Source organism: Paenibacillus sp. JT22N1 (assembly GCF_059692155.1).
The window spans coordinates 234771-254403 of record NZ_JCAUAW010000008.1 but is presented as its reverse complement, the minus strand read 5'-3'; the positions used below and the strand labels follow the sequence as shown (position 1 = coordinate 254403).

Genomic DNA, 19633 nt, shown 5'->3' with positions numbered 1-19633 from the left:
AAACAATGTGATTAATATTCATTGTAAGATGCGGAAAGTGGGAAATGAATATATAATAATAGGAGGTTTTTGCACAATAGTAAGCTATCTTCATGAAAAAGGTGAGTAACAGGATGGATTTGGCTCGTACCTATTTATCGAATACACAGATCCACATGTCGACAGGTGCTCTTACGAGAGTGAGACCTGATTGGGGTGGTACCAACATCATTCAAGGAGAAAACGTCCTCTATTTTTTTCTGGAAGGAGAAGGTTGGCTGAAAATCAATAATATCGAATACTACCCTGTTCCAGGGGAGCTGTTTCTTGTGCCAGCCGGTACGCGTATATCTTGTTCAACCGATGAGAGCAATCCTTTTTTAACATATTGGTGCCACTTTACCGCAACCGTTGGGGAAAATAATTTGTTTGATTTGTTGATCACACCTCATTGCATCGCCATGAGAAATGACGAAACGATAAAAAACCAGTTTCAAGAGCTGATTACCCAGCATGAAAGCGATGGACTAGCTGCGCCTTTTATTGTCAAATCGTTATTATTTCATATGATGTCACGATTCATTGAACGATCAACAGTAGATCCGCTGCAAACGGCATCGATTCCATCCGTCCATAAACTGTATATCGTACTGCAATATATCGAAAAGCACCTGACCGAGCAAATGACAGTAGACATGTTATCCCAACTCGTCCACTTTCACCCTAAGTATTTTTTACATTATTTCAAATCGATGCTAGGCGTCTCACCTATCGTCTACATCAATAAAAAGAGAATGCAAAAGGCTAACTCACTGCTCCTCCATTCGGATATGACCATCGCTGAAATAGCCGAACAACTAGGCATGCAAACGCCTTATTTATCCCGAATGTTCAAAAGGTTTACGGGCTTTTCACCGAATGAATTTAGGCAGCAGCATAGGACGAGTCAACGTTTGTAAGGCAAAAAACCAGCAAACCCAACCCAAGGGTTTGCTGGTTCTTCTCGTTCTTCTCGTTCTTCTCTAAACGCAACTATTTCTGTAAAAGCTCAATACGGACATGGTGAAGCCCCTCAACCTCATGAGGCTTCCCTTCAGTTATTGACCAATATTTCGAGACAATCTCCCGCAGTTTATTCAAGTCCTCCGTACGAAGCTCAACATCTGCCAGATAATCGCCTTCATCTCGCGTCAATCGCTCAACTTCTTTGCCAAATTTAACTCGCAATAAATACCTGATTCCATTTATGGTATTGAATTTGATTTCATATCCCTCTAGAATCGCTGCTTCAAAGGATGCCCAATCCGCGTTAGCGAAGGGCAGCAATTCACGATAATCAAAATCACCATTCCCTGAAGCTTGCAGATCAGTGAGGTTTCCACTTCTCACTAGCTCAAGCAGAGCTTGATCGGAAGTTCCCTGTGCTCGAATACTTTCGATCATCAGTGCATCGTGTTGAGAGATTTTAACAGCAGACATGCGTCATCACCCTTCACTTATTTACTTTCATTGTAGTTCTTCAAGAATTCCTTCACTTTGCTAGGATCCGCCTTCAACTCCAAGCCTGTTTTAACTAGTGGCGTTAACGTTGAAACTGCCTTAAATTTATTGTTATTGTACGTTTTAATAAGCTCATCTTGATTAATAGCATATAAGACTGCTTTTCTCAAATCTTCACTTTTGGATACTTCTCGGTTGTTCAAGTTAAACAAGAGATAAGCTACCCCATTGCTTTCAAGCGTTTGCAGCTTGAGCTTGCTGTCATTTTTCACTAAATCAAACTTGGTTTCGGAAACTCCGTAGTACACATGAATCTCGCCGCTTCTTAATGCCGATAACGCGCTATCCGCATCTTTGATGAAACGTACGACTATTTTAGAAATCTTAGGCTCGAATTCCGTACCTTTTCTGTAACCTGGATTCTTATAAAATACCGCTTCATAATCATTCTTATAAGAAAGAATGTATGGGCCGCTTGCCGCGAGTGCATTGTTATACTTTGCACCTTCTGTTACTGTCGCTTGATCACCGTAGGAAATATCCTTATTCACATCATACTTGGCCACATCAAATGTATTAATACTTTCGACCTGCTTCTTCGAAACAATACCTGCCGATTGATGCGCCAAATAGTTCAATACTTGCGGGAATGGCTCGGTTGTCGTTAATTTAACAACTTGGTATTTCCCGGATTGATTGTTAACATCCGTCTTATTGCCCGACAATTCACTGATCGGAGACTTCAATCCTTTTTCAAGAGCTTCTTTAATCGTGCTGTTTGATCCTGATTGTTTGACAGACGATAACGTGTTTAGATCGGTTACAATCTCGACACTTTTGATATGCTCATGCAAGCTGTACGTTCTGTGGTCTGGAACAGAGTCCTTGTTTTTAGCACGATTTAGGGAGAATACCACATCCTCAGCGCCAACTCGATCTTTGGAATCGACAGCGGCTTTCGCTTGAATTTTGGCAAAATTGATGTCATCCCTCAAGAGGAAATAATATTCTGAATTGCCATTAGCAATGGCGAAGTTATGGGATAATGCTCCATCTGCCGTGATTTTATCATCATCAGTCAAATTAACAAGCCTTACATACATGTTCGTGTTCAGCATGTTAATCGATCCATCATTCCCTTTGATCGGATCAAGGGAGGTTAAGCTTGCAATACTCTGTTGTAAAATTAACGGATCCTTATCCCTTTTGGATGTATCCGCGAAATCAATAGCTTCCCATACCATCGATCTTGATTTGGACAGTCGTACGGAGGTATCGTTCAATACATTCTTATTTAAGCCTTGGTTCTTCAAGGATACATATAATGGAGCGATATACGCTTTATCGAACACCAAACGCTGCTCCAATTTTTCATACGTAGCCTTATACTGTTCAGGCGTTTGAGACGCTGCTGTATCAATTAACTTGTCGACTTCAGGATCGCTGATCGGTCCTTTATTATAGTCTCCACCTGTTTTGAACAAGGACCTCACCGCATAATCCGGATTTCCGGTTACTGTCGTCCAGCTGGAAATGGCAATATCAAAGTTGCCCGCCTTTTGCTGAGCTGTAAAGCTTCCGAAGTCCGGCTGCAGGTTCAATTTCACATTGAAGCCTGATTTGGATAGCTGATCCCGAATGACGTTGGCATCTGTTTCATTGCTGCTCATTGTAAGCAGTTCGATGTCCACCGGTTTCTGAATAGCAGCGGGTTCCTTACTTGTCTCTGCGACAACATCTTTCTTCGTTGCGATTTCGCAACCTCCTAGTACAAGCATACTGCTTAGTAATAGTGCGGGTATGGCTCTCTTTTTCATCTAAAATCCTCCCAGTAATTGTTGTATAGCTATATATAACCCACTCAAATAGTTGAGGAATTAATGATAATGAAGTAGTCCTTGAGCAAATTCTTCAACCCGATGACAGGCAACGAAATGATCATCTTCAATTTCCTTAAATTCAGGATCTTTCTCCAGACATGCGTCTTGAACGAAAGGACACCTTGGAGCAAAACGGCAGCCCGGCTTCGGATTAATAGGAGATGAAATTTCCCCCTTCAAAATGATCTTGTCCTTCTTCTCCTTCACGTTGACAGACGGGATTGCTGATAATAGAGCCATGCTATAGGGATGCAGCGGTCTTTTGAAAAACGCCGACTTGGATGCTTTCTCAATCAGCTGACCTAGGTACATCACACCGACATGGTTGGAGATATGTTTGACGACTGATAGATCATGAGAAATGAACATATAGGTCAGCCCCAGCTGCTTTTGCAAATCCACCATCAGATTGAGAATTTGCGCTTGAACGGATACGTCGAGTGCACTGACCGGTTCATCACACACGATAAAGTCAGGATTTATGGCTAAGGCTCTAGCGATAACGACCCGCTGCCTTCGTCCTCCATCAAATTCATGCGGATAAGCATTGTATGCTCTCTGCGGCAGCCCGATCAAATCCATCAATTCTGCTACTCTGGCTTTGCGTTCTTTGTCTGTTTTGTAAAGTTTAAAGAAGGTTAATGGCTCCTCAATGATCTGTGAAACAGTCAATCTTGGATTTAGAGAAGCATACGGGTCTTGGAAAATAATCTGCATATGCTGTCTCATTTGCCGCATCTCCTCTTTACTGAAGGTGGTAATGTCCATATCCTTAAACAAGATATTACCTGCTGTCGGTTCATGTAATCTTAGAATGACTCTTCCTAAGGTACTCTTCCCACATCCGGATTCCCCTACAATCCCTAAGGTCTCACCCTTCTTCACGCTAAAAGAAACATCATCTACGGCATGAAGTAAGCCTTTTGGAACGGCAAAATGTTTTTTTACGTGTTTGATCTCTAACACATTCTGTGAACTCATGCCAACACCTCATCTCGTAGTGAGAAATGGCATTTGCTAAGATGTTCTTCTCCCTGCATTCCCGGTGAAATCGTTTCACAAATGTCCGCTTTGTATTTGCATCTAGGGTGAAAGTAGCAGCCTTTCGGCAATGAGGCGGGACTAGCCATAGTTCCTTCAATTTGAAATAACCTGGATTGATCTTCCTCGAGCTTGGGTATCGATTCGAAGAGCCCTCTCGTATAAGGATGCTTTGGATGAGTGTAGACTTCTTCAACCGTGCCAATTTCGACGATTTCCCCGGCATACATGATCGCAACTCTGTCGCATGTCTCCGCAACAACACCCAAATCATGACTGATTAATATCATAGACATGTTATATTTTTTTCTTAGCTGCTTTATAAGCTCGAGTACCTGAGCCTGAATAGTTACATCCAAGGCTGTCGTAGGTTCATCTGCAATCAACAATTTCGGATTACACAGCAGCGCCATCGTGATCAACACCCTTTGCTTCATGCCACCGGAAAATTGATGCGGGTAATCATTATAGCGGTCAGCCTTCACCCCAACGGTTTCCAATAAATCGATGACTTGTCTTTTGGCTTCCGCTTTACTCACCTTGGTATGCGTGATGACCACTTCGGCTAGTTGATCGCCAACCCGCATAATCGGGTTTAACGCCGTCATCGAATCCTGAAAGATCATGGAAATTCCGTTGCCTCTGAGCTGTTTGTTCTCTTTTTCTGTGTTATGAATTAAATTTTTCCCGTTAAAAAGAATCTCACCCTCTACGATTATTCCCGGAGGGTCGGGGATCAGTTGAATAATCGATAGCGCTGTTGTCGTTTTCCCTGCGCCCGTTTCGCCGACCAGACCTAGACTGTCCCCTTTCTTGATTGCCAGATTCACACCATTTACAGCTTTAATCTCGCTATCCTCCGTCACATAATGAACGTGGAGATTTTTGATTTCTAGTATGTTGTCCAATGTTCCATCCATCTCCTATTTCAACTTCGGATCCAAGGCATCTCTAAGCCCATCCCCAAAAAAGTTAAAGGATAACACCATCATAATGATCGCGAGCCCCGGGTAAACGGCCAAATACGATTTGGATTCCAGATAATCGCTTCCTATTTTCAAAATATTGCCCCACTCCGGGATATGAGGTTCAACGCCCAGACCTAGGTAACTTAAACTGCTAGTAGAGATGACAGCTACTCCTATCGTCAACGTTGCTTTCACAATAATCGGTGCCAAGGAATTCGGAATAATATGTTTGAAAATGATGATATGATCCTTCGCTCCACATGCTCTAGCCGCTTCAATAAATTCATAATTCGAAACGCTTAAAACCGTCGCCCGCATAGTCCTTGCATAGGTTGGAATGTACCCAATACTGAGCGCTAGTATTAAATTAGTTGTATTAGCCCCGAATGCTGCCACGATTGCAATGGCTAAGAGCATCCCTGGAACCGCATATAAAATATCTAAAGCCCTCATAATGAAGTTATCGATGTACTTACCGTAATAACCGGATAAAGCACCCAAGCATCCACCCGCAAGGACCGGGATTAATGTCGAAATGAAACCTACTAATAATGAAATGCGTCCGCCGAACACAATTCTTGTAAACACACATCTTCCGAAATCATCCGTTCCAAACGGATACTCCAGACTTGGAGGCAGCAGAAGTGTTGAATAATTATTTTCTATCGCAAGCGTATACTCAAAGGTAAAATAACTGCAGATCGATATAGAGAGCAAAACTGTGATGAATAAAAGACCGAGTACAGCCATGGAATTCCTAAATAATCTTCGCAAAATATCTATCCATGTCACGAGTATTTCCTTGTTGCCATTCTTAATTTTGGATAACAACGTAAACCCTAGAAGCAAGGAGAATATATTGCCTGTAATCGAAGTGAGGATTAGCAGGTAGGCCAGTGGTGCAAGCCTGCGATCCACCGCTCCGTTCTTCACAAAGACAGAGATTATAAACATGGAAAGTATGTGTAGGATGCTGATCGCAATAAGAATGCCCATGCCTAGTAAAAACAAATCAGAAACATAGGGTTTGAATACATTCAAAGCTGAGATACTGATGATACAAAAGTTCGTCAAAGCCATATAAATGGCTAGTGTATATTCAATCGATTTTTCTTTTTTGATCATATCGAGCGCAGCGATTGCAACGAATATATTCCCTGTCAGCAGTGCAACAATCAGTGAAAATCCGAAGATCCGAGTCGACGTTTTGATCGCATGGCCTTCCAAGACATCCTTTTTGATTTTCACCGAAACGAGCAGTTGTAACAGTCCGAAAATTAAATAGATACCTGCAAAAGTAAGAAATGGAATATGTACGGTCCGCTCGAACAAATCATAACCATTGAATAAAAATAAGATGGATATTACAAGAGAAGAAGACCATGCAAAGTTAGAAAGCTTGTATTCCTGAAAAGCTATAAGTTTACGTTTGGTTTCACGTTTCATATAGTGTTGTTTGCTCATCATGCACCCGCTTTAGTAGTCTCTCATTTTGGATCTGATTCGGGGGTCTAGGAACGCATATAATAGATCTACCAGCAAATTGACCAGTGAAATGGTCACGGCTACATAGATCACTCCAGCTAGAATGCCCGGAATATCTGGAATAAACTGCTTATCTACGATATAGCTGCCAATCCCGTTGATATTGAATACTTTTTCCGTTACAGCAGCGCCGCCAAGCATACCGCCAAACTGTAATCCGATCACAGTGACGATGGGAATGAGCGCATTGCCGAGTGCGTGTTTTAAGATGACTTTGCGTTCACTTAATCCTTTGGCTTTAGCCGTAACGATATAATCTTGATGAATTACCTCGAGCGTGGAAGACCTTGTCATCCTGGCTACCGATGCTGCGAGTCCCGTACCTAACACGATGGCTGGATTGATTAAGGACAACCAGTTGTCCGGATTATAGGTGGCTGGCAGCCAATTTACCTTAATCGAGAAATTTAATATGGCTACGAGCCCCTGCCAAAAATCTGGGATCGATAAGCCAATTAATACAAGTAACATGAAGCCATAATCGAAGAACGAATACTGCCTTGTTGCCGAAATAAGGCCAGCAGGTATAGCCATAAGAATGGCGATGATTAACGAAATAACCGTTAATTTCAATGTGATCGGAAGCTTGCGAGTAATCTCTGTTGACACCATCTCGTTCCCGGAGAACGACTTGCCTAGATCAAAGGTAATGAGTCCTTTAAAGGAGTTCCACAATTGAATGAGATAAGGCTGATCCAGCCCATAAACCTGATTGAATTGATTCAGTTGATCCGGTGTTGCCGTCTGACCTAGTATGTTAGCCGCAGGGTCCAGAGGAGATAAATATAGAATCGTGAAGACTAGAAATGTGACTCCGAAAATAACGAAGACCATCATGACTAAGCGATCGAACACATATTTCAGATATGGCTTGCTGTAGATGTAAATGATCAGGTACATCAATAATCCCGGAAGTAGTGAAACCATAAAAAATAACGGATTCGAGATCAGCATTTTAAAAGTACCGCCATAAGTAACTTTATTGACACCGCTAACTCTCATGACTTCCTCTACTTTTTTCGTAACCTCTTCATGAAAGGCGTTGTCTGCGAATCGTTTCACCTCTTTTTGAAGCTTGATTGTGTTAATCGGTTTATTAAAAAACAAATACTTGTTAGTAAGCTGTTTTTTAGCCTCCTCTATAAGTCGGTTTTCATATCCCTCTTGACGAAAACGATTTACTGTCTCCTTTCTAATCTGCAAATATGGATCGGATTTCTTTCGAACGAGATAAATAAGGGTCACAATCAGATTGACTGGCAGTCCCGATACAAAAAGCAAGAACTTGTACAGTGAGTTCCTTAGCATCTTTTCATAGGTGCCGCCGATCTGTTGTGGGATGTTTCGATTGTTACTTGTAATTGTGTTTCTCAGCGCCATACGATTCGTGTGGGTAGTTGCCATAGAACAGCCTCCAAATGTGAAAATGCAAAAAAGACAACAAGAAACAAACTGGATCAGTTTGCTTCTCGTTGTCGAGTTAGCTGTATTTATTATCCAAAGGTTAAATAATTATAATTGTACTTCATCCTGCTGAGGATGCGTTGGGGTGCGAAATATATGTCCAGTATATCTGGTACATCAAACACCTTTAATCCCTAGTTATTTAGTATGAATTACAACCCTTGGTTAATTCTATTAAAAACATCTGCAACAGTCAACAGTAAATTTGCGAAACCTGTATTTATAATTCCTTCTCATACAAGCTTCCTCGCCAGCTAACCTTCCCATTACTCAAGTCAAAGGTGCCTTTATACGTAAAATCATGGCTGCGATAAAAGGTATTCAATACCTCATTGGTTGCCATGCAATCGAGTCTCAAGAATTTTTTGTCTTTGGATTTCACGTAGTCTTCGATCCATGCCAGGAAATAACGGCCAAATCCGCGTCCTGCCTGCGTTCTACGAACCGCAAACCGATGCAAATAACCGGATTCCTCGTTATGTAAATCCCCCCATACGCTAGGGTCGGACCATTGTATGGCAAAGCTGCCCACATATTCATTGTTATATTTGGCTAGAAAGATATGCCGATTCGTAAAATAATCCAAAACAACATCTCGATTAAAATGTTCAGGCCGCCATTGGTCTATGCCTTTAGACTGCATCCAATAAGCGGCCTCCAGCCATATCGCTAACACCTCTTCTACCTGAGATGGCAACGCTTCAAATATTTCTAAATCCTTTAACATGTTGTTCCTCCTCGTAAGGAAAGCATTACTTATTGGATGCCGACTGCGTTAAGCTATACCGATTTGGTGGCACTGGCAAATTCAGATGATCACGAAGCGTATCACCTTCATATTCGGTCCGGAACAATCCTTTCTCCTGCAAAAGTGGGACGACCAGATTTACAAAATCCTCCAAACTGCTCGGCAAAAGCGGTGACATCAGCATAAAGCCGTCTACTGCTCTTTCAACAAACCATTTTTCTAAATTATTGGCTATTTTTTCAGGCGTTCCTACAAAGTCGTTGACGGTATAAGACCCGGTTAACAAAGAATACAGTTCTCTAAGAGTTGGGTTTTCTTTGATAACGAAAGGACGAAATTTCTCATATTCGAATCGTACACCCTTTAGTTCGCCAAATCCAATATCAAGCGTTCGGGTTTCGAGCGTATGCTCACTCAAATCCAAACCTCCAAAATAATCGATCAGGAACTTTAAGCCTGTTTCGTCAGTGATTAATGATTCCAAGTAGGCAAGCTTCTGCTGCGCAATCTCCTCGGTTTCCCCAATAATCGGCGAAATGCCCTGTAGAATATGCACTTCATCCGCGGAGCGGCCGAATGAGACGACCTTGCTTTTGAAAGAACGGTAAAATTCTTGAGAGTCCTCGAGGCTATTTTTATGTGAAAAAATAACCTCTGCACTCCTAGCTGCAAACAGTTGTCCTGGTTCTGAAGATCCGGCTTGCACCAGCACAGGATGGCCTTGTCTAGAGCGATGAATATTTAACGGCCCCTGCACCGAGAAAAACTCGCCTACATGGTCCAGCTTGTGAAGCTTGCTGCGGTCAAAAAACTGCCCGCTTTCTTTGTCGCGAATAAAGGCGTCATCCTCCCAGGAATCCCATAAGCCTTTGATCACGTCAATAAATTCTTCAGCCCGCTTATATCGATAGCTATGCTCATAATGCTCACTGCCATTGAAATTCAATGCTGTATTCCCGGACAAATCTCTAGTCGTTACTATGTTCCAACCGGCTCTGCCCTTGCTGATATGATCAACGGACATGAATTGTCGCGCCAGATTAAAGGGTTCTACGTAAGAGGTGGAGGCTGTCGCAACAACGCCGATCTTCGACGTCGCCCCTGCTAACGCTGTAATTAAGGTGATAGGTTCATAGCGGGTCAAAATATTCGGATGCGACTCCTCGTTGATAGCCAAGCTATCCGCAATAAAGGCAATATCAAACTTCCCTCTCTCCGCAATTTGAGCCAGATGTTTGTAATAATCAATATCAATGCTGGCATCCGCTTGAGCTTCAGGATGTCTCCAAGATGCTACATGCATGCCGGTTCCCACCAAATAGGCGGACAGTTTTATTTGTCTTTTACGAGACATGAGGTTTCCTCCTTTAATTCCAAGTAATACAATAAATTTAATTTGTTTTAATTTACCACCCTCCCCAATAACCGTCAATCCCAGGATGAAAAGCCTGAAAAAGCGGCTAGAGAAATATTCTTGACAGGATTTGAGACATCATTTAAATTAAACTAACACGGTCGGATTAATTGGTATTAAGGAGGGTCGCCATGATCGTCATCAAAAATCTCAATAAAACATATCGAACACCCCAATCCGTGTTCACTGCTTTAGAGAACGTCAACCTTGAGATCGAAAAAGGGGATATCTTTGGCATTATAGGCTTTAGCGGTGCAGGCAAATCAACACTAATTCGATGTCTAAACCGATTGGAGGAGCCTGATTCCGGGAGCATTGAGATCGAAGGCAAGGTCATTACAGACCTCTCAGAGAAAGACTTGCGCCTAGCTAGACTGAAAATCGGCATGATTTTTCAACAGTTTAACCTCCTTGATTCCAAGACTGTATTTGAAAATGTGGCCTTCCCCTTGCAAGTTGCAGGTCATCCCAAATCGTACATTCGCCAGCGTGTTAGAGAAATACTGGAACTTGTAGAACTTAGTGATAAAGAGAATGCTCATCCATCCCAGTTGAGCGGAGGTCAGAAGCAGCGGGTTGGCATCGCCAGAGCTCTCGCTAATGAGCCAGACGTACTGCTTAGTGATGAAGCGACATCAGCGCTTGATCCTCAAACGACCTACTCGATTCTAGAGCTGCTAAAAGACATCAACCGTAAGCTTAATTTGACCATTGTGCTGATCACCCATGAACTCGATGTGCTGCAGCACATTTGCAAAAACTTTGCGGTTATCGAGAAAGGTAAAATCGTTGAGCATGGATCCGTGGACAAATTTTTCTTACATCCCGAAAGCGACACTGCCAAGAAATTTGTGAAAATCATTGATTTCTACCGCAATAAGCATCACGTCGAAGAAAGGGTGAGAGTCAGCATATGATTCAAGAATTGATCGAATTACTCTGGCCTGCTCTTTTAGAGACACTCTATATGCTGTTTTGGTCTTCCATTTTCGCATTGATTATGGGTATTGCACTCGGCGTCACTCTGGTGGTAACGGAGAAAGGCGGTATTCTTGAAGCTACGGGGCTCCATAGAGTCATTAGTATGATCATTAACTGCATTCGCTCCATTCCTTCTATCATATTAATCGTCCTGCTGCTGCCTTTATCTCGTTTGATAGTCGGAACCACCTTGGGACCTACGGCCGCAATCGTGTCACTTTCGATCGGTATCGCACCTTTCTTAGGAAGGATTATCGAAACATCGCTGAAGGAAGTTGGCATTGGGAAAATAGAAGCGGCTAAAGCTGTTGGAGCTTCCCCGTTTACGATCATTTTCAGAGTGCTTATTCCTGAAGCCCTGCCAGCACTTGTGCGCGGAGTAACGATTGCCATCATTGCCATCACCGAGTTTACTGCCATTGCCGGAGCTATCGGTGCCGGAGGGCTGGGCAGTTTAGCGATTCGCTTCGGATATCAGAGATTTCGTGAAGATGTCCTCATCGCAACTGTCATTATCATTATTCTTCTTGTGCAAATTTTTCAGTGGACAGGAGACTACATCTCTAGGTCCATAAATAAAAAACGCTTCAAGCTTGATTAAAGCTAGAGCAAGATTGTTCCTAGCGGTTTCATTGCATGACCAAATATACATAAAAGAAATAGGAGTGAGTTATCCATGGGTAAAAAGGGATTATTTTCTATCGTTTCATTATTTGTAGCTTTTAGTGTCATCCTTGCTGGGTGCGGTGCCAAGAGCAGCACGGAAGCATCAAACAGCCCTAAAGCGTCCTCACCAGTAGCAACTGCGGCAGCACCAAGCAGCGCTCCAACAGAAGCGCCAAAAAAAGAAGTCACTTTAACCATTGGATCCGCAGAAATCCCGCACTCTGAAATCCTTAATTTCGTTAAACCGAAGCTCAAGGAACAAGGAATTAACCTTGTTGTTAAAGTCACGGATGAAGGTCTGTTGAATCAGCTGCTTAAAGATAAGCAAATCGACGCGAACTTCTTCCAACATGTGCCTTACTTCGATTCGGTCAAAACTGAAAAAGGCTTCGACTTTGTGAATCCGATCAAAGTTCACGTTGAGCCTATTGGTTTCTACTCCACTAAGCTCAAATCGAAGGATGATGTTAAAGATGGAGCGAAAATTGGTATTCCAAACAACCCATCCAACGAATATAGAGCGCTTGTCCTCCTTCAGCAGCAAGGATTAATCAAGTTGAAAGATGGTTTGACTACCTACCAGGCAACACCTAAAGACATCGTCAGCAACCCGAAAAACCTGAAATTTGTAGAAGCTGAAGCTCCTACTTTAGCTAGATCCTTACAAGATCTTGATGGCGCGGTTATCAACACGAACATTATTATTGAGGCTAAAATCGATCCAAAAACAGCCTTGTTCAGAGAAGATGCAAACTCTCCTTACGCCAACGTAATTACCGTCCGTAAAGGCGACGAAAACCGCGATGAAATCAAAAAACTGGGAGCTGCTTTGACCTCATCTGAAGTGAAAAAATTTATCCAAGACAAGTACGGGGTAGCGGTAGTTCCTGCCTTCTAAAAAGGAAAAAGCGTCCTTCAAACCGGTTGTACGGTTTGGAGGACGCTTTTTATAATAGACTGTGCTATTTGAAGTTCGGAAATTATATCAGCTCTTTGCGCGCTTTTAAATATCTATACAATATAGAACCTGATAAAGCTCAAATGAGCGCACACAATCCAATAAATCCATATCCATGAGGATAACGGCAAATGTGATGGCGGTTTCACTGATATATATAAAACCGACTGCAAGGGCAGCCGGTTAATTCTTGTTGTATGAATCTGTGCCTTCTTTTATCCTCGCATTCTGCTTCAACATAGGTTTCACTTTGTGTGAGGATCCTCGTTTGGATATTAAAATACCATCTTTCGAAGCAATAATAATCAAATCTTCAACATCAATCAAAGCAACGGTTACGCTTTCCGAAAAAACCACATTGCTGCTTGATTGAAATTGAAGAATTTCCGACTCTCCCGCAATCCATCCCGCAGATTGCTCATATAGCTCGGCAAGGTCTTCAAAGGATCCTAAGTCGGACCAGCCCGTTTCCAACAGCACCATTTTAACGCGATTGCTCTGTTGGATAACGGCTCGGTCGATACTCTCTTCGATCAGGTTTTCCATACTGGGATAGCTGAATTGATTAGAAGCTACCTTGATTTGCTTTTGATAAACACTTTTACAGCTCTTCCAAATAGATGGAGCATGGGTTCGAAGCTCCTCTAACAGAATACCGGCTTTAAAACAGTAAATGCCACTGTTCCAAAAATAGGTGCTATCTTTCAAGAAATCCACCGCTTGATGGGTTTTCGGTTTTTCACAAAAGGAAATAACATCCTCACCCTCAGCTCGTATGTAGCCATATTCTTCATAGGGGCGGGTTGGCTTTACAGCGATTGCAGTTATATCATTCTTTTTTGCCATTTCAACAGCGCGCAGCACAGCTTTATTATATTCTTCCTGCTCTTCAATCCAATGATCAGAGGGGGTTACGAGGACGATTTCTTCAGGCTTAAGCCCGAAGCATGTCAACGCGATGGCTGTAGCCGTACCACGAGCTCTGGATTCCCATAAGAACTGTAGATGATCGCACGGAATTTCTTCCGATTGACTTAGCGTTAAAGCCGTGTGACGTTCATTTGCAACGACAATAGCTTTCTCACAGAGTTGACTATTTCTTTGGATCGTTTGTTGATACATGGATGGTTGACTGCCGAACTTGAGAAACGATTTGGGACATTCCTCATTCGATATAGGCCACAATCTCCTGCCAAGTCCGCCGCAGAGCATAAGGTGAACCATGACTTACTCCCCTCCCATCTAAAATCGGACTAACGCTGAACCCCACACCAATCCAGCACCGAACGCAACCATGAGTACCAAGTCTCCGCACTTAATCCGTCCATCCATTTTGGCTTGATGGAATGATATCGGTATTGTCGCAGAACAACTATTTCCATAATATTGAATCGTCTTAATAATCTTGTGTCCGGGCATGCCCAGATTACGGGCAACCGCATCAATAATCCGTTCATTCGCTTGATGAGGGATGACCCAATCAATGTCTTCAGGACTAAGGCCGTTATTCTGTAATATCTCTTCTGCACCGCTAGTCATCGATTTTACAGCCAACTTAAACACCTTCGAACCGTCCATAACCATTTTCGCCTTATGTTCAGCTGAGGCAGGATGACGGCTCCCACCCCCGGGAACAAACAAAGCTTCAAAAGCTCCTCCATCCGCATGCAGTAAGGTAGAGAGGATTCCTGCTCCATTGGTCTCATCGCTTCTAGAAACAATGACCGCCCCTGCGCCGTCACCGAACAATATGCTGGTAAAAGGATCTGTATAGTCGGTCAGTTTAGATAAAGTATCTGCACCTATGACTAAAATGTTCCTACTTGTGCCCAACTTGATGTACTGCTCTGCGATTTGAAGCGAAGAAAGAAATCCAACACAGGTGGAATGAATATCCATGGCACCGATACTGCGACAACCTAACCGATGCTGAATTTGGCATGCTACAGGTGGAAGAATATGATCCGGCGTTTCTGTTGCGACAAGGATCATGTCGATGTCTGAAGGAGAGAGACCCGCATCTTCCAAGGCACCAACAGCTGCTTGATAGGCAAAATCGGAGGTCGCTTCTGATTGATCCGCGATTCTTCTTTCTTTAATCCCTGTTCGACTAACTACCCATTCGTCAGATGCTGCTACCATCTTTTCCAGGTCAGCATTGGTCAACCGTTTCTCAGGTAATGAAGATCCTACTCCATTGATCGTTGCGCTGTACATTTCCGCTCACCTCATTCGCTGTTTGCTAAGATATCAAGGATTTGGACATATGAAGCACCTGTGCGGCAAGCGCCTCTATGCGCTCCACAACGGATGAATCTACAATTCGGTTGTTTGAATCAAAATGGTCCCGGTTTGCGTACACATAATCCGGTGCCGTATAGGCACGAAAGTAACCTGCAATTGGCTTCAGCTGATTTTCGATAACGAGAAAATGTTGATAGGTTCCGCCTGTGCCCACGAAGCCTATCACTTTGTTGCGAAAGGCCGTAGGAGGCAGGAGGTCGAATAGATTTTTTAATGGCGCAGCGAGAGAAGCTTGAAAAATTGGAGTGCCGATGATAAAGCAATCCGCAGATAGGACAGCATGTATGACCTTCTGCGTATCTTCGTTGTATGCGGTAGCTTCCCGCCCATCGCAAAACTCTACCTTATATTCTTTTAAGTCTAATAACTCAACCTCCAATCGATCGTCTAACAATTTGGCATGCTCAACGACTTGTTTCACGGCAGAAGCCGTTTTTTCGCCAATAATCGTACCCGAAATACCCAATAGTTTCATTCTGCTCATCCCCTCAAGGTATGGTTAAACCAGCAAGTCATACAGATGTGTTTTAGAGCGCCTCAAAAAAGTTCTACTCCGAGCAGCAGCCGTCATTTCTGGATCAAATCTTTGCAGAAGCGGAGCAGCTTCTGGCCCACTCTCCAAATTCATTTGTCGATGCAAAAACAACAGGCTCCCCGATTGTGAGAAGGAATTGGCATAGGCAAGTACGGCATCGTTCTCGAATGCCCATATCCTTTTCATCCATAAGGCCTCTGAGGTACGGGCTGCTCCACTTATTGCGATAACATCCGCCCCTTGCTTAGCTAGAATCCTGTATGATTCCGGAAGCTCCGCATCCTTTTCTGACAAGATCCCCACCCTGCCGAATGGAAGCTTGAAAGTGCGAAAGCCCTCCATATTGATGCTCTTTTCCGAACTCGAAGCATTCCCATGAACCTGCTCGTAGGACCCTACAATCCCCTCTGACCCGATGAGGAATGACTCTATTTTCAAAGAGTTCTGAAGAGAGACTGCGATGTACCCATCGTAAATAGCTGCCAGTTGCTGGAGTTGAATGACAACATCCGCTAATTCATCTGTAGAGGACTCCGAATCATTCAGCAGTTCCAATTCTGGTAGCACATACAATCTATTTGTTGTGGATAAATGTCCTTCCGTTTGAGCTAGGAGCGATCGAAGTTCGAGAAACAGCCTATCGTTCCATCTAGTTTCGTTCAGCGGACATACAACAATCTCATATGGAAGGGGCTCAAAAACCGACCGTGTCTCCCCCTCTTTCCACAAATAGGGCTGAAGCAGTAGTTCCTGATAAGCTTTGGGCCTTCGTGAATCCAATAGTTTCCGTCTGACCTGGCGATCCAGTTTAACTTCTCCGTAGACGATCCCTTCACCGGATAAAAGGGAATGCTGGACATCACCGTTCGAATCAATGATCGCGCTGCCCCCAGTAAACTGTGCTCCTCTCTCCGTGTCTGATCGATTGGACGCAATCCAGAACAGACCATTTTCCTTGGCGCGCAGGCACCATGTCTTACTAGGCGGATTATTCGAAGCCCCTACCCAGTTGGTCGGGAATGCGATGATATCCGCCCCCTGCAGAGCCGCTATCCGCGATGGTTCGAAGTACATGGCATCCATACAGATTAAAAGGGCGATTCGCCCAATTTCCGTTTCAAACACCTGAACACCATCGTTACCTTCCCGAGCCCACCTAGGATCTGCAGCAAAAAGATGCGTCTTGCGGTAGGAACCTACAACACCCTCCGGTCCGACTAATACTGCTGAATTGTAATAGGCTCCGGTCCCCGAATCTACCTCGGGTAAGCCAATGATCACATAGCATTGATACTTACTAACTACCGCGAGTATAGCATCCGTAGTAGGACCAGGTATTGTCTCCACATAAGGGGATATTTCTTTTCTGTCCTCCCACACATAACCGCTGCTCGCCATTTCCGGAAACACGATTAGCTTAGCGCCTTGCTCAGCCGCTTCCTCAAGCATGTTCACCATGCGGTTACGGTTATTTTCCACATCTCCAAGTACCGGATTAAACTGCACCGCCGCAGCTATAAAACTGGACAACTCTTCCAGCATACTATCCATGCTGTCCCACCACCATCGCTTCATTCGCCCAATCTATGAGATCAGCTTCTTCAGCACCATGCTGAATGATAACACGTGTATCCGATGTCAACTCTCCAATAACAGCAGCAGTAATCCCTTCCTTTGCGAAAAGTGATGTGATCTCGTCTGTCATACTCGGATCTGCTGCAACAATAAACCCGTAACCTGGAAACATGTTAAGCCAACGCTCCAGATCAATTCCTTCTGGTTTTGGGATTCGATCTAACTGAATACGTGCCCCACACCCCGTATTTTCAGCAAGCATTGCGATTGTACCTACGATTCCAGCGTTGCTAATGTCTCTAGCAGCCGACGCTAACCCACGTTCTGCAAGAGCGGGCATAATCTCTAGCTTTCTCTGCAGTTCCTGAGGTTCCTTATTACTGGTACAATCCCACTGGAGATACTGCTTGACAGGCTTCCCATTCAGATCAATTGCGATGAGTAAGGACTGTCCTGCTTTTCCCTGTGTTGCCCTTAATAAATGGCTTGCTTTGCCAATAATCGCAGTTGCAACACCCTCTGATTCTTCAGGTAAATAGTGGCCGCCAACCATGGGGACTCCGAGCTTGCGGCAGCCTTCAGCCATCCCTTCTGCGATTAGCGAGGCTGTCTCGTCATCGGGAGCGCTGAGCATATTGACAACAGCCAATGGACGACCGCCCATCGCATAAATGTCACTTACGCTGACTAGAACTGCACAGTAGCCAGCCCAGCGAGGTTCATCTTGGACAAGCTTCGGAATGATGCCATCGCAGGATAAGAGCAAATACCCATCATTTGTGACTAATATGGCTGCATCATCACCGATGGGATCCAACATCTTCTCCGGATCCCAAGTGAACAGCTTGAGAGGGGCTTGAATGTTTCTTTTGCGGCTAAAGCCCTTAGATACAGCAATACGTTCAACGAGATTCTGTAATTCGCCCATGGGACACCAACCTTCTCTCGTAAAATTCAATATGTCTTTCAGCGGCTTTCGCCCATGTATATCGAGAAGCTGTCTCATAACCGTTTATGGTCATTAGTCGGTTACGATCTTTCTCCGATACTGCCTCAGTCATCTTCTCAGCAATAGCTGGGATGTCTTCAGGATCCGCAAGCAGCGCGTTATAGCCATCTCGCATAAATTCTTGAAACACATCGATCGTTGAAGCCACGACAGGAGTCCTGCTAGCCATTGCTTCCAGCAGAGAGAGACCCCACCCCTCTTTCTTCGAGGGTTGTACATAGCAATCCGCCAATCGATAAAGTTCCTGAACCGTGTCATTGTCTGGAGATCCGATGATCTGAACATCTTCCTGAATGGAAGGTGGCATGATGCGAAGCAGGTCATGAAAATGTTCCAGGTAATATTTATAATCAAAAAGTGTCGTTCCACCGACAATCAAAAGATGAGCATCGGGAATCGTTTCTTTTACTCGTTCAAAAGCCAATAGAGTACCGATTGTATTTTTTCTAGGTTCAACTCCGCCAATCGTGAGATAGACCGTTTTATTTTGAAGTCCATATTTAACTTTCAAGGCCTGTTGATCCTGCTTACTTTGAAAAAAGCGGCTCTCCACGCCGTTGTGGATAACCGATGATGGACGACCGTAATCTAACTGTAGCCTTTGCTGCCAAGCTTCACTGACTGTGACAAGCGACTCTGGCAGCATAACAGACTTTTTCTGACAATCAATCAGCGCTGGCGTCGTGAAATCATCAAGATGATGAACGGTTCGAATAAAGAACGGGATACGCCCCTGCATCATCAGACGATGCAGCGCATTTGCACTTATGCAATCCTGTACGTGATGAATGTCGAATGCTTCTAAAGATTCTTGCGACAACCCATCCGCATATGTGTCAATGTACCGAAGAATTCTGCTTTCAAATGCTTCGTGCTGCTGAACGGCGAACGGAAACACCTTTGTTTCCGTTCGTACAGGCCGGAAAAACTGCCTCTCCCCATTCGCGCCTAGAGCGAATACCGTCACAGAACAACCTTGTTCTTTGAGCGCTTCAGCCAAAGCAAGTGTATGCACAACGCCGCCTCTCGGCTTTATATTATAGGTATAGAGAGCAATTCTCATCTT

18 protein-coding genes are annotated in these 19633 nt (G+C 43.8%); 4 read left to right on the top strand and 14 right to left on the bottom strand.

The window, feature by feature from the left end; genetic code table 11:
- Positions 1 to 101 precede the first annotated feature (101 nt).
- Complete coding sequence (locus AC58UU_RS17580) at positions 102 to 938, top strand: AraC family transcriptional regulator (protein WP_497317721.1); 837 nt, start codon at positions 102 to 104, stop codon at positions 936 to 938.
- Between the two features lie 73 nt (positions 939 to 1011).
- Here the strand turns inward: AC58UU_RS17580 and AC58UU_RS17575 are convergent, their stop codons facing one another.
- From AC58UU_RS17575 to AC58UU_RS17540, 8 genes are all read right to left on the bottom strand, one after another.
- Complete coding sequence (locus tag AC58UU_RS17575; RefSeq protein WP_497317719.1) at positions 1012 to 1458, bottom strand: hypothetical protein; 447 nt, start codon at positions 1456 to 1458, stop codon at positions 1012 to 1014.
- 17 nt (positions 1459 to 1475) lie between these two features.
- Complete coding sequence (locus tag AC58UU_RS17570) at positions 1476 to 3296, bottom strand: ABC transporter substrate-binding protein (protein ID WP_497317717.1); 1821 nt, start codon at positions 3294 to 3296, stop codon at positions 1476 to 1478.
- 60 nt (positions 3297 to 3356) lie between these two features.
- Complete coding sequence (locus tag AC58UU_RS17565) at positions 3357 to 4340, bottom strand: ABC transporter ATP-binding protein (RefSeq protein WP_171690210.1); 984 nt, start codon at positions 4338 to 4340, stop codon at positions 3357 to 3359.
- Positions 4337 to 5308: an ABC transporter ATP-binding protein gene (locus tag AC58UU_RS17560; protein WP_497317716.1), complete on the bottom strand. Its 972-nt coding sequence runs from the start codon at positions 5306 to 5308 to the stop codon at positions 4337 to 4339. Before AC58UU_RS17560 ends, AC58UU_RS17565 begins: the two co-directional genes overlap by 4 nt.
- 15 nt (positions 5309 to 5323) lie before the next feature.
- The gene (locus AC58UU_RS17555; RefSeq protein WP_497317844.1) at positions 5324 to 6832 is read right to left on the bottom strand and encodes an ABC transporter permease; all 1509 of its coding nucleotides are present in this window, start codon (positions 6830 to 6832) and stop codon (positions 5324 to 5326) included.
- A 12-nt stretch (positions 6833 to 6844) separates the two neighbouring features.
- The gene (locus tag AC58UU_RS17550; protein ID WP_497317714.1) at positions 6845 to 8317 is read right to left on the bottom strand and encodes an ABC transporter permease; all 1473 of its coding nucleotides are present in this window, start codon (positions 8315 to 8317) and stop codon (positions 6845 to 6847) included.
- Positions 8318 to 8597: 280 nt separating this feature from the next.
- The gene (locus tag AC58UU_RS17545) at positions 8598 to 9104 is read right to left on the bottom strand and encodes a GNAT family N-acetyltransferase (protein ID WP_497317712.1); all 507 of its coding nucleotides are present in this window, start codon (positions 9102 to 9104) and stop codon (positions 8598 to 8600) included.
- 25 nt (positions 9105 to 9129) lie between these two features.
- Entirely contained in the window at positions 9130 to 10479 is a 1350-nt protein-coding gene (locus AC58UU_RS17540) for an LLM class flavin-dependent oxidoreductase (RefSeq protein WP_497317710.1), read from the bottom strand.
- Positions 10480 to 10670: 191 nt separating this feature from the next.
- On the opposite strand from AC58UU_RS17540, the gene AC58UU_RS17535 reads away from it, so the two are divergent.
- From AC58UU_RS17535 to AC58UU_RS17525, 3 genes are all read left to right on the top strand, one after another.
- Positions 10671 to 11456: a methionine ABC transporter ATP-binding protein gene (locus AC58UU_RS17535; RefSeq protein WP_497317708.1), complete on the top strand. Its 786-nt coding sequence runs from the start codon at positions 10671 to 10673 to the stop codon at positions 11454 to 11456.
- Positions 11453 to 12121, top strand: a complete 669-nt coding sequence (locus AC58UU_RS17530; protein ID WP_497317706.1) for a methionine ABC transporter permease — start codon at positions 11453 to 11455, stop codon at positions 12119 to 12121. The genes AC58UU_RS17535 and AC58UU_RS17530 overlap by 4 nt, the downstream gene beginning before the upstream one ends.
- A gap of 75 nt (positions 12122 to 12196) precedes the next feature.
- Positions 12197 to 13084 (top strand): MetQ/NlpA family ABC transporter substrate-binding protein, encoded by an 888-nt coding sequence (locus AC58UU_RS17525; RefSeq protein WP_497317704.1) that lies wholly within the window; start codon positions 12197 to 12199, stop codon positions 13082 to 13084.
- Positions 13085 to 13327: 243 nt separating this feature from the next.
- On the opposite strand, the gene AC58UU_RS17520 is transcribed toward AC58UU_RS17525, so the two are convergent.
- The 6 genes from AC58UU_RS17520 to AC58UU_RS17495 are packed head-to-tail and all read right to left on the bottom strand — an operon-like array spanning position 13328 to position 19630.
- Entirely contained in the window at positions 13328 to 14368 is a 1041-nt protein-coding gene (locus tag AC58UU_RS17520; RefSeq protein WP_497317702.1) for a mannose-1-phosphate guanylyltransferase, read from the bottom strand.
- Between the two features lie 18 nt (positions 14369 to 14386).
- The gene (locus AC58UU_RS17515; protein ID WP_497317700.1) at positions 14387 to 15361 is read right to left on the bottom strand and encodes a beta-ketoacyl-ACP synthase III; all 975 of its coding nucleotides are present in this window, start codon (positions 15359 to 15361) and stop codon (positions 14387 to 14389) included.
- 25 nt (positions 15362 to 15386) lie between these two features.
- Entirely contained in the window at positions 15387 to 15923 is a 537-nt protein-coding gene (locus AC58UU_RS17510) for an NADPH-dependent FMN reductase (protein WP_497317698.1), read from the bottom strand.
- Between the two features lie 24 nt (positions 15924 to 15947).
- Positions 15948 to 17558: a nitrilase-related carbon-nitrogen hydrolase gene (locus tag AC58UU_RS17505; RefSeq protein ID WP_497317697.1), complete on the bottom strand. Its 1611-nt coding sequence runs from the start codon at positions 17556 to 17558 to the stop codon at positions 15948 to 15950.
- A complete protein-coding gene (locus tag AC58UU_RS17500) occupies positions 17527 to 18486 on the bottom strand; it encodes a sll0787 family AIR synthase-like protein (RefSeq protein WP_497317695.1) in 960 nt (319 codons plus the stop codon). The genes AC58UU_RS17505 and AC58UU_RS17500 overlap by 32 nt, the downstream gene beginning before the upstream one ends.
- Positions 18461 to 19630 (bottom strand): MSMEG_0565 family glycosyltransferase, encoded by a 1170-nt coding sequence (locus tag AC58UU_RS17495; protein WP_497317693.1) that lies wholly within the window; start codon positions 19628 to 19630, stop codon positions 18461 to 18463. Before AC58UU_RS17495 ends, AC58UU_RS17500 begins: the two co-directional genes overlap by 26 nt.
- Positions 19631 to 19633: the final 3 nt, after the last annotated feature.

Excerpts from the sequence above, each read along its gene's own strand:
- AC58UU_RS17575 (WP_497317719.1), bottom strand. The coding sequence starts at position 1,458 with ATGTCTGCTGTTAAAATCTCTCAACACGATGCACTGATGATCGAAAGT.
- AC58UU_RS17570 (WP_497317717.1), bottom strand. The coding sequence starts at position 3,296 with ATGAAAAAGAGAGCCATACCCGCACTATTACTAAGCAGTATGCTTGTA.
- AC58UU_RS17565 (WP_171690210.1), bottom strand. The coding sequence starts at position 4,340 with ATGAGTTCACAGAATGTGTTAGAGATCAAACACGTAAAAAAACATTTT.
- AC58UU_RS17555 (WP_497317844.1), bottom strand. The coding sequence starts at position 6,832 with ATGAGCAAACAACACTATATGAAACGTGAAACCAAACGTAAACTTATA.
- AC58UU_RS17550 (WP_497317714.1), bottom strand. The coding sequence starts at position 8,317 with ATGGCAACTACCCACACGAATCGTATGGCGCTGAGAAACACAATTACA.
- AC58UU_RS17545 (WP_497317712.1), bottom strand. The coding sequence starts at position 9,104 with ATGTTAAAGGATTTAGAAATATTTGAAGCGTTGCCATCTCAGGTAGAA.
- AC58UU_RS17540 (WP_497317710.1), bottom strand. The coding sequence starts at position 10,479 with ATGTCTCGTAAAAGACAAATAAAACTGTCCGCCTATTTGGTGGGAACC.
- AC58UU_RS17535 (WP_497317708.1), top strand. The coding sequence starts at position 10,671 with ATGATCGTCATCAAAAATCTCAATAAAACATATCGAACACCCCAATCC.
- AC58UU_RS17530 (WP_497317706.1), top strand. The coding sequence starts at position 11,453 with ATGATTCAAGAATTGATCGAATTACTCTGGCCTGCTCTTTTAGAGACA.
- AC58UU_RS17525 (WP_497317704.1), top strand. The coding sequence starts at position 12,197 with ATGGGTAAAAAGGGATTATTTTCTATCGTTTCATTATTTGTAGCTTTT.
- AC58UU_RS17520 (WP_497317702.1), bottom strand. The coding sequence starts at position 14,368 with ATGGTTCACCTTATGCTCTGCGGCGGACTTGGCAGGAGATTGTGGCCT.
- AC58UU_RS17515 (WP_497317700.1), bottom strand. The coding sequence starts at position 15,361 with ATGTACAGCGCAACGATCAATGGAGTAGGATCTTCATTACCTGAGAAA.
- AC58UU_RS17510 (WP_497317698.1), bottom strand. The coding sequence starts at position 15,923 with ATGAAACTATTGGGTATTTCGGGTACGATTATTGGCGAAAAAACGGCT.
- AC58UU_RS17505 (WP_497317697.1), bottom strand. The coding sequence starts at position 17,558 with ATGAAGCGATGGTGGTGGGACAGCATGGATAGTATGCTGGAAGAGTTG.
- AC58UU_RS17500 (WP_497317695.1), bottom strand. The coding sequence starts at position 18,486 with ATGGGCGAATTACAGAATCTCGTTGAACGTATTGCTGTATCTAAGGGC.
- AC58UU_RS17495 (WP_497317693.1), bottom strand. The coding sequence starts at position 19,630 with ATGAGAATTGCTCTCTATACCTATAATATAAAGCCGAGAGGCGGCGTT.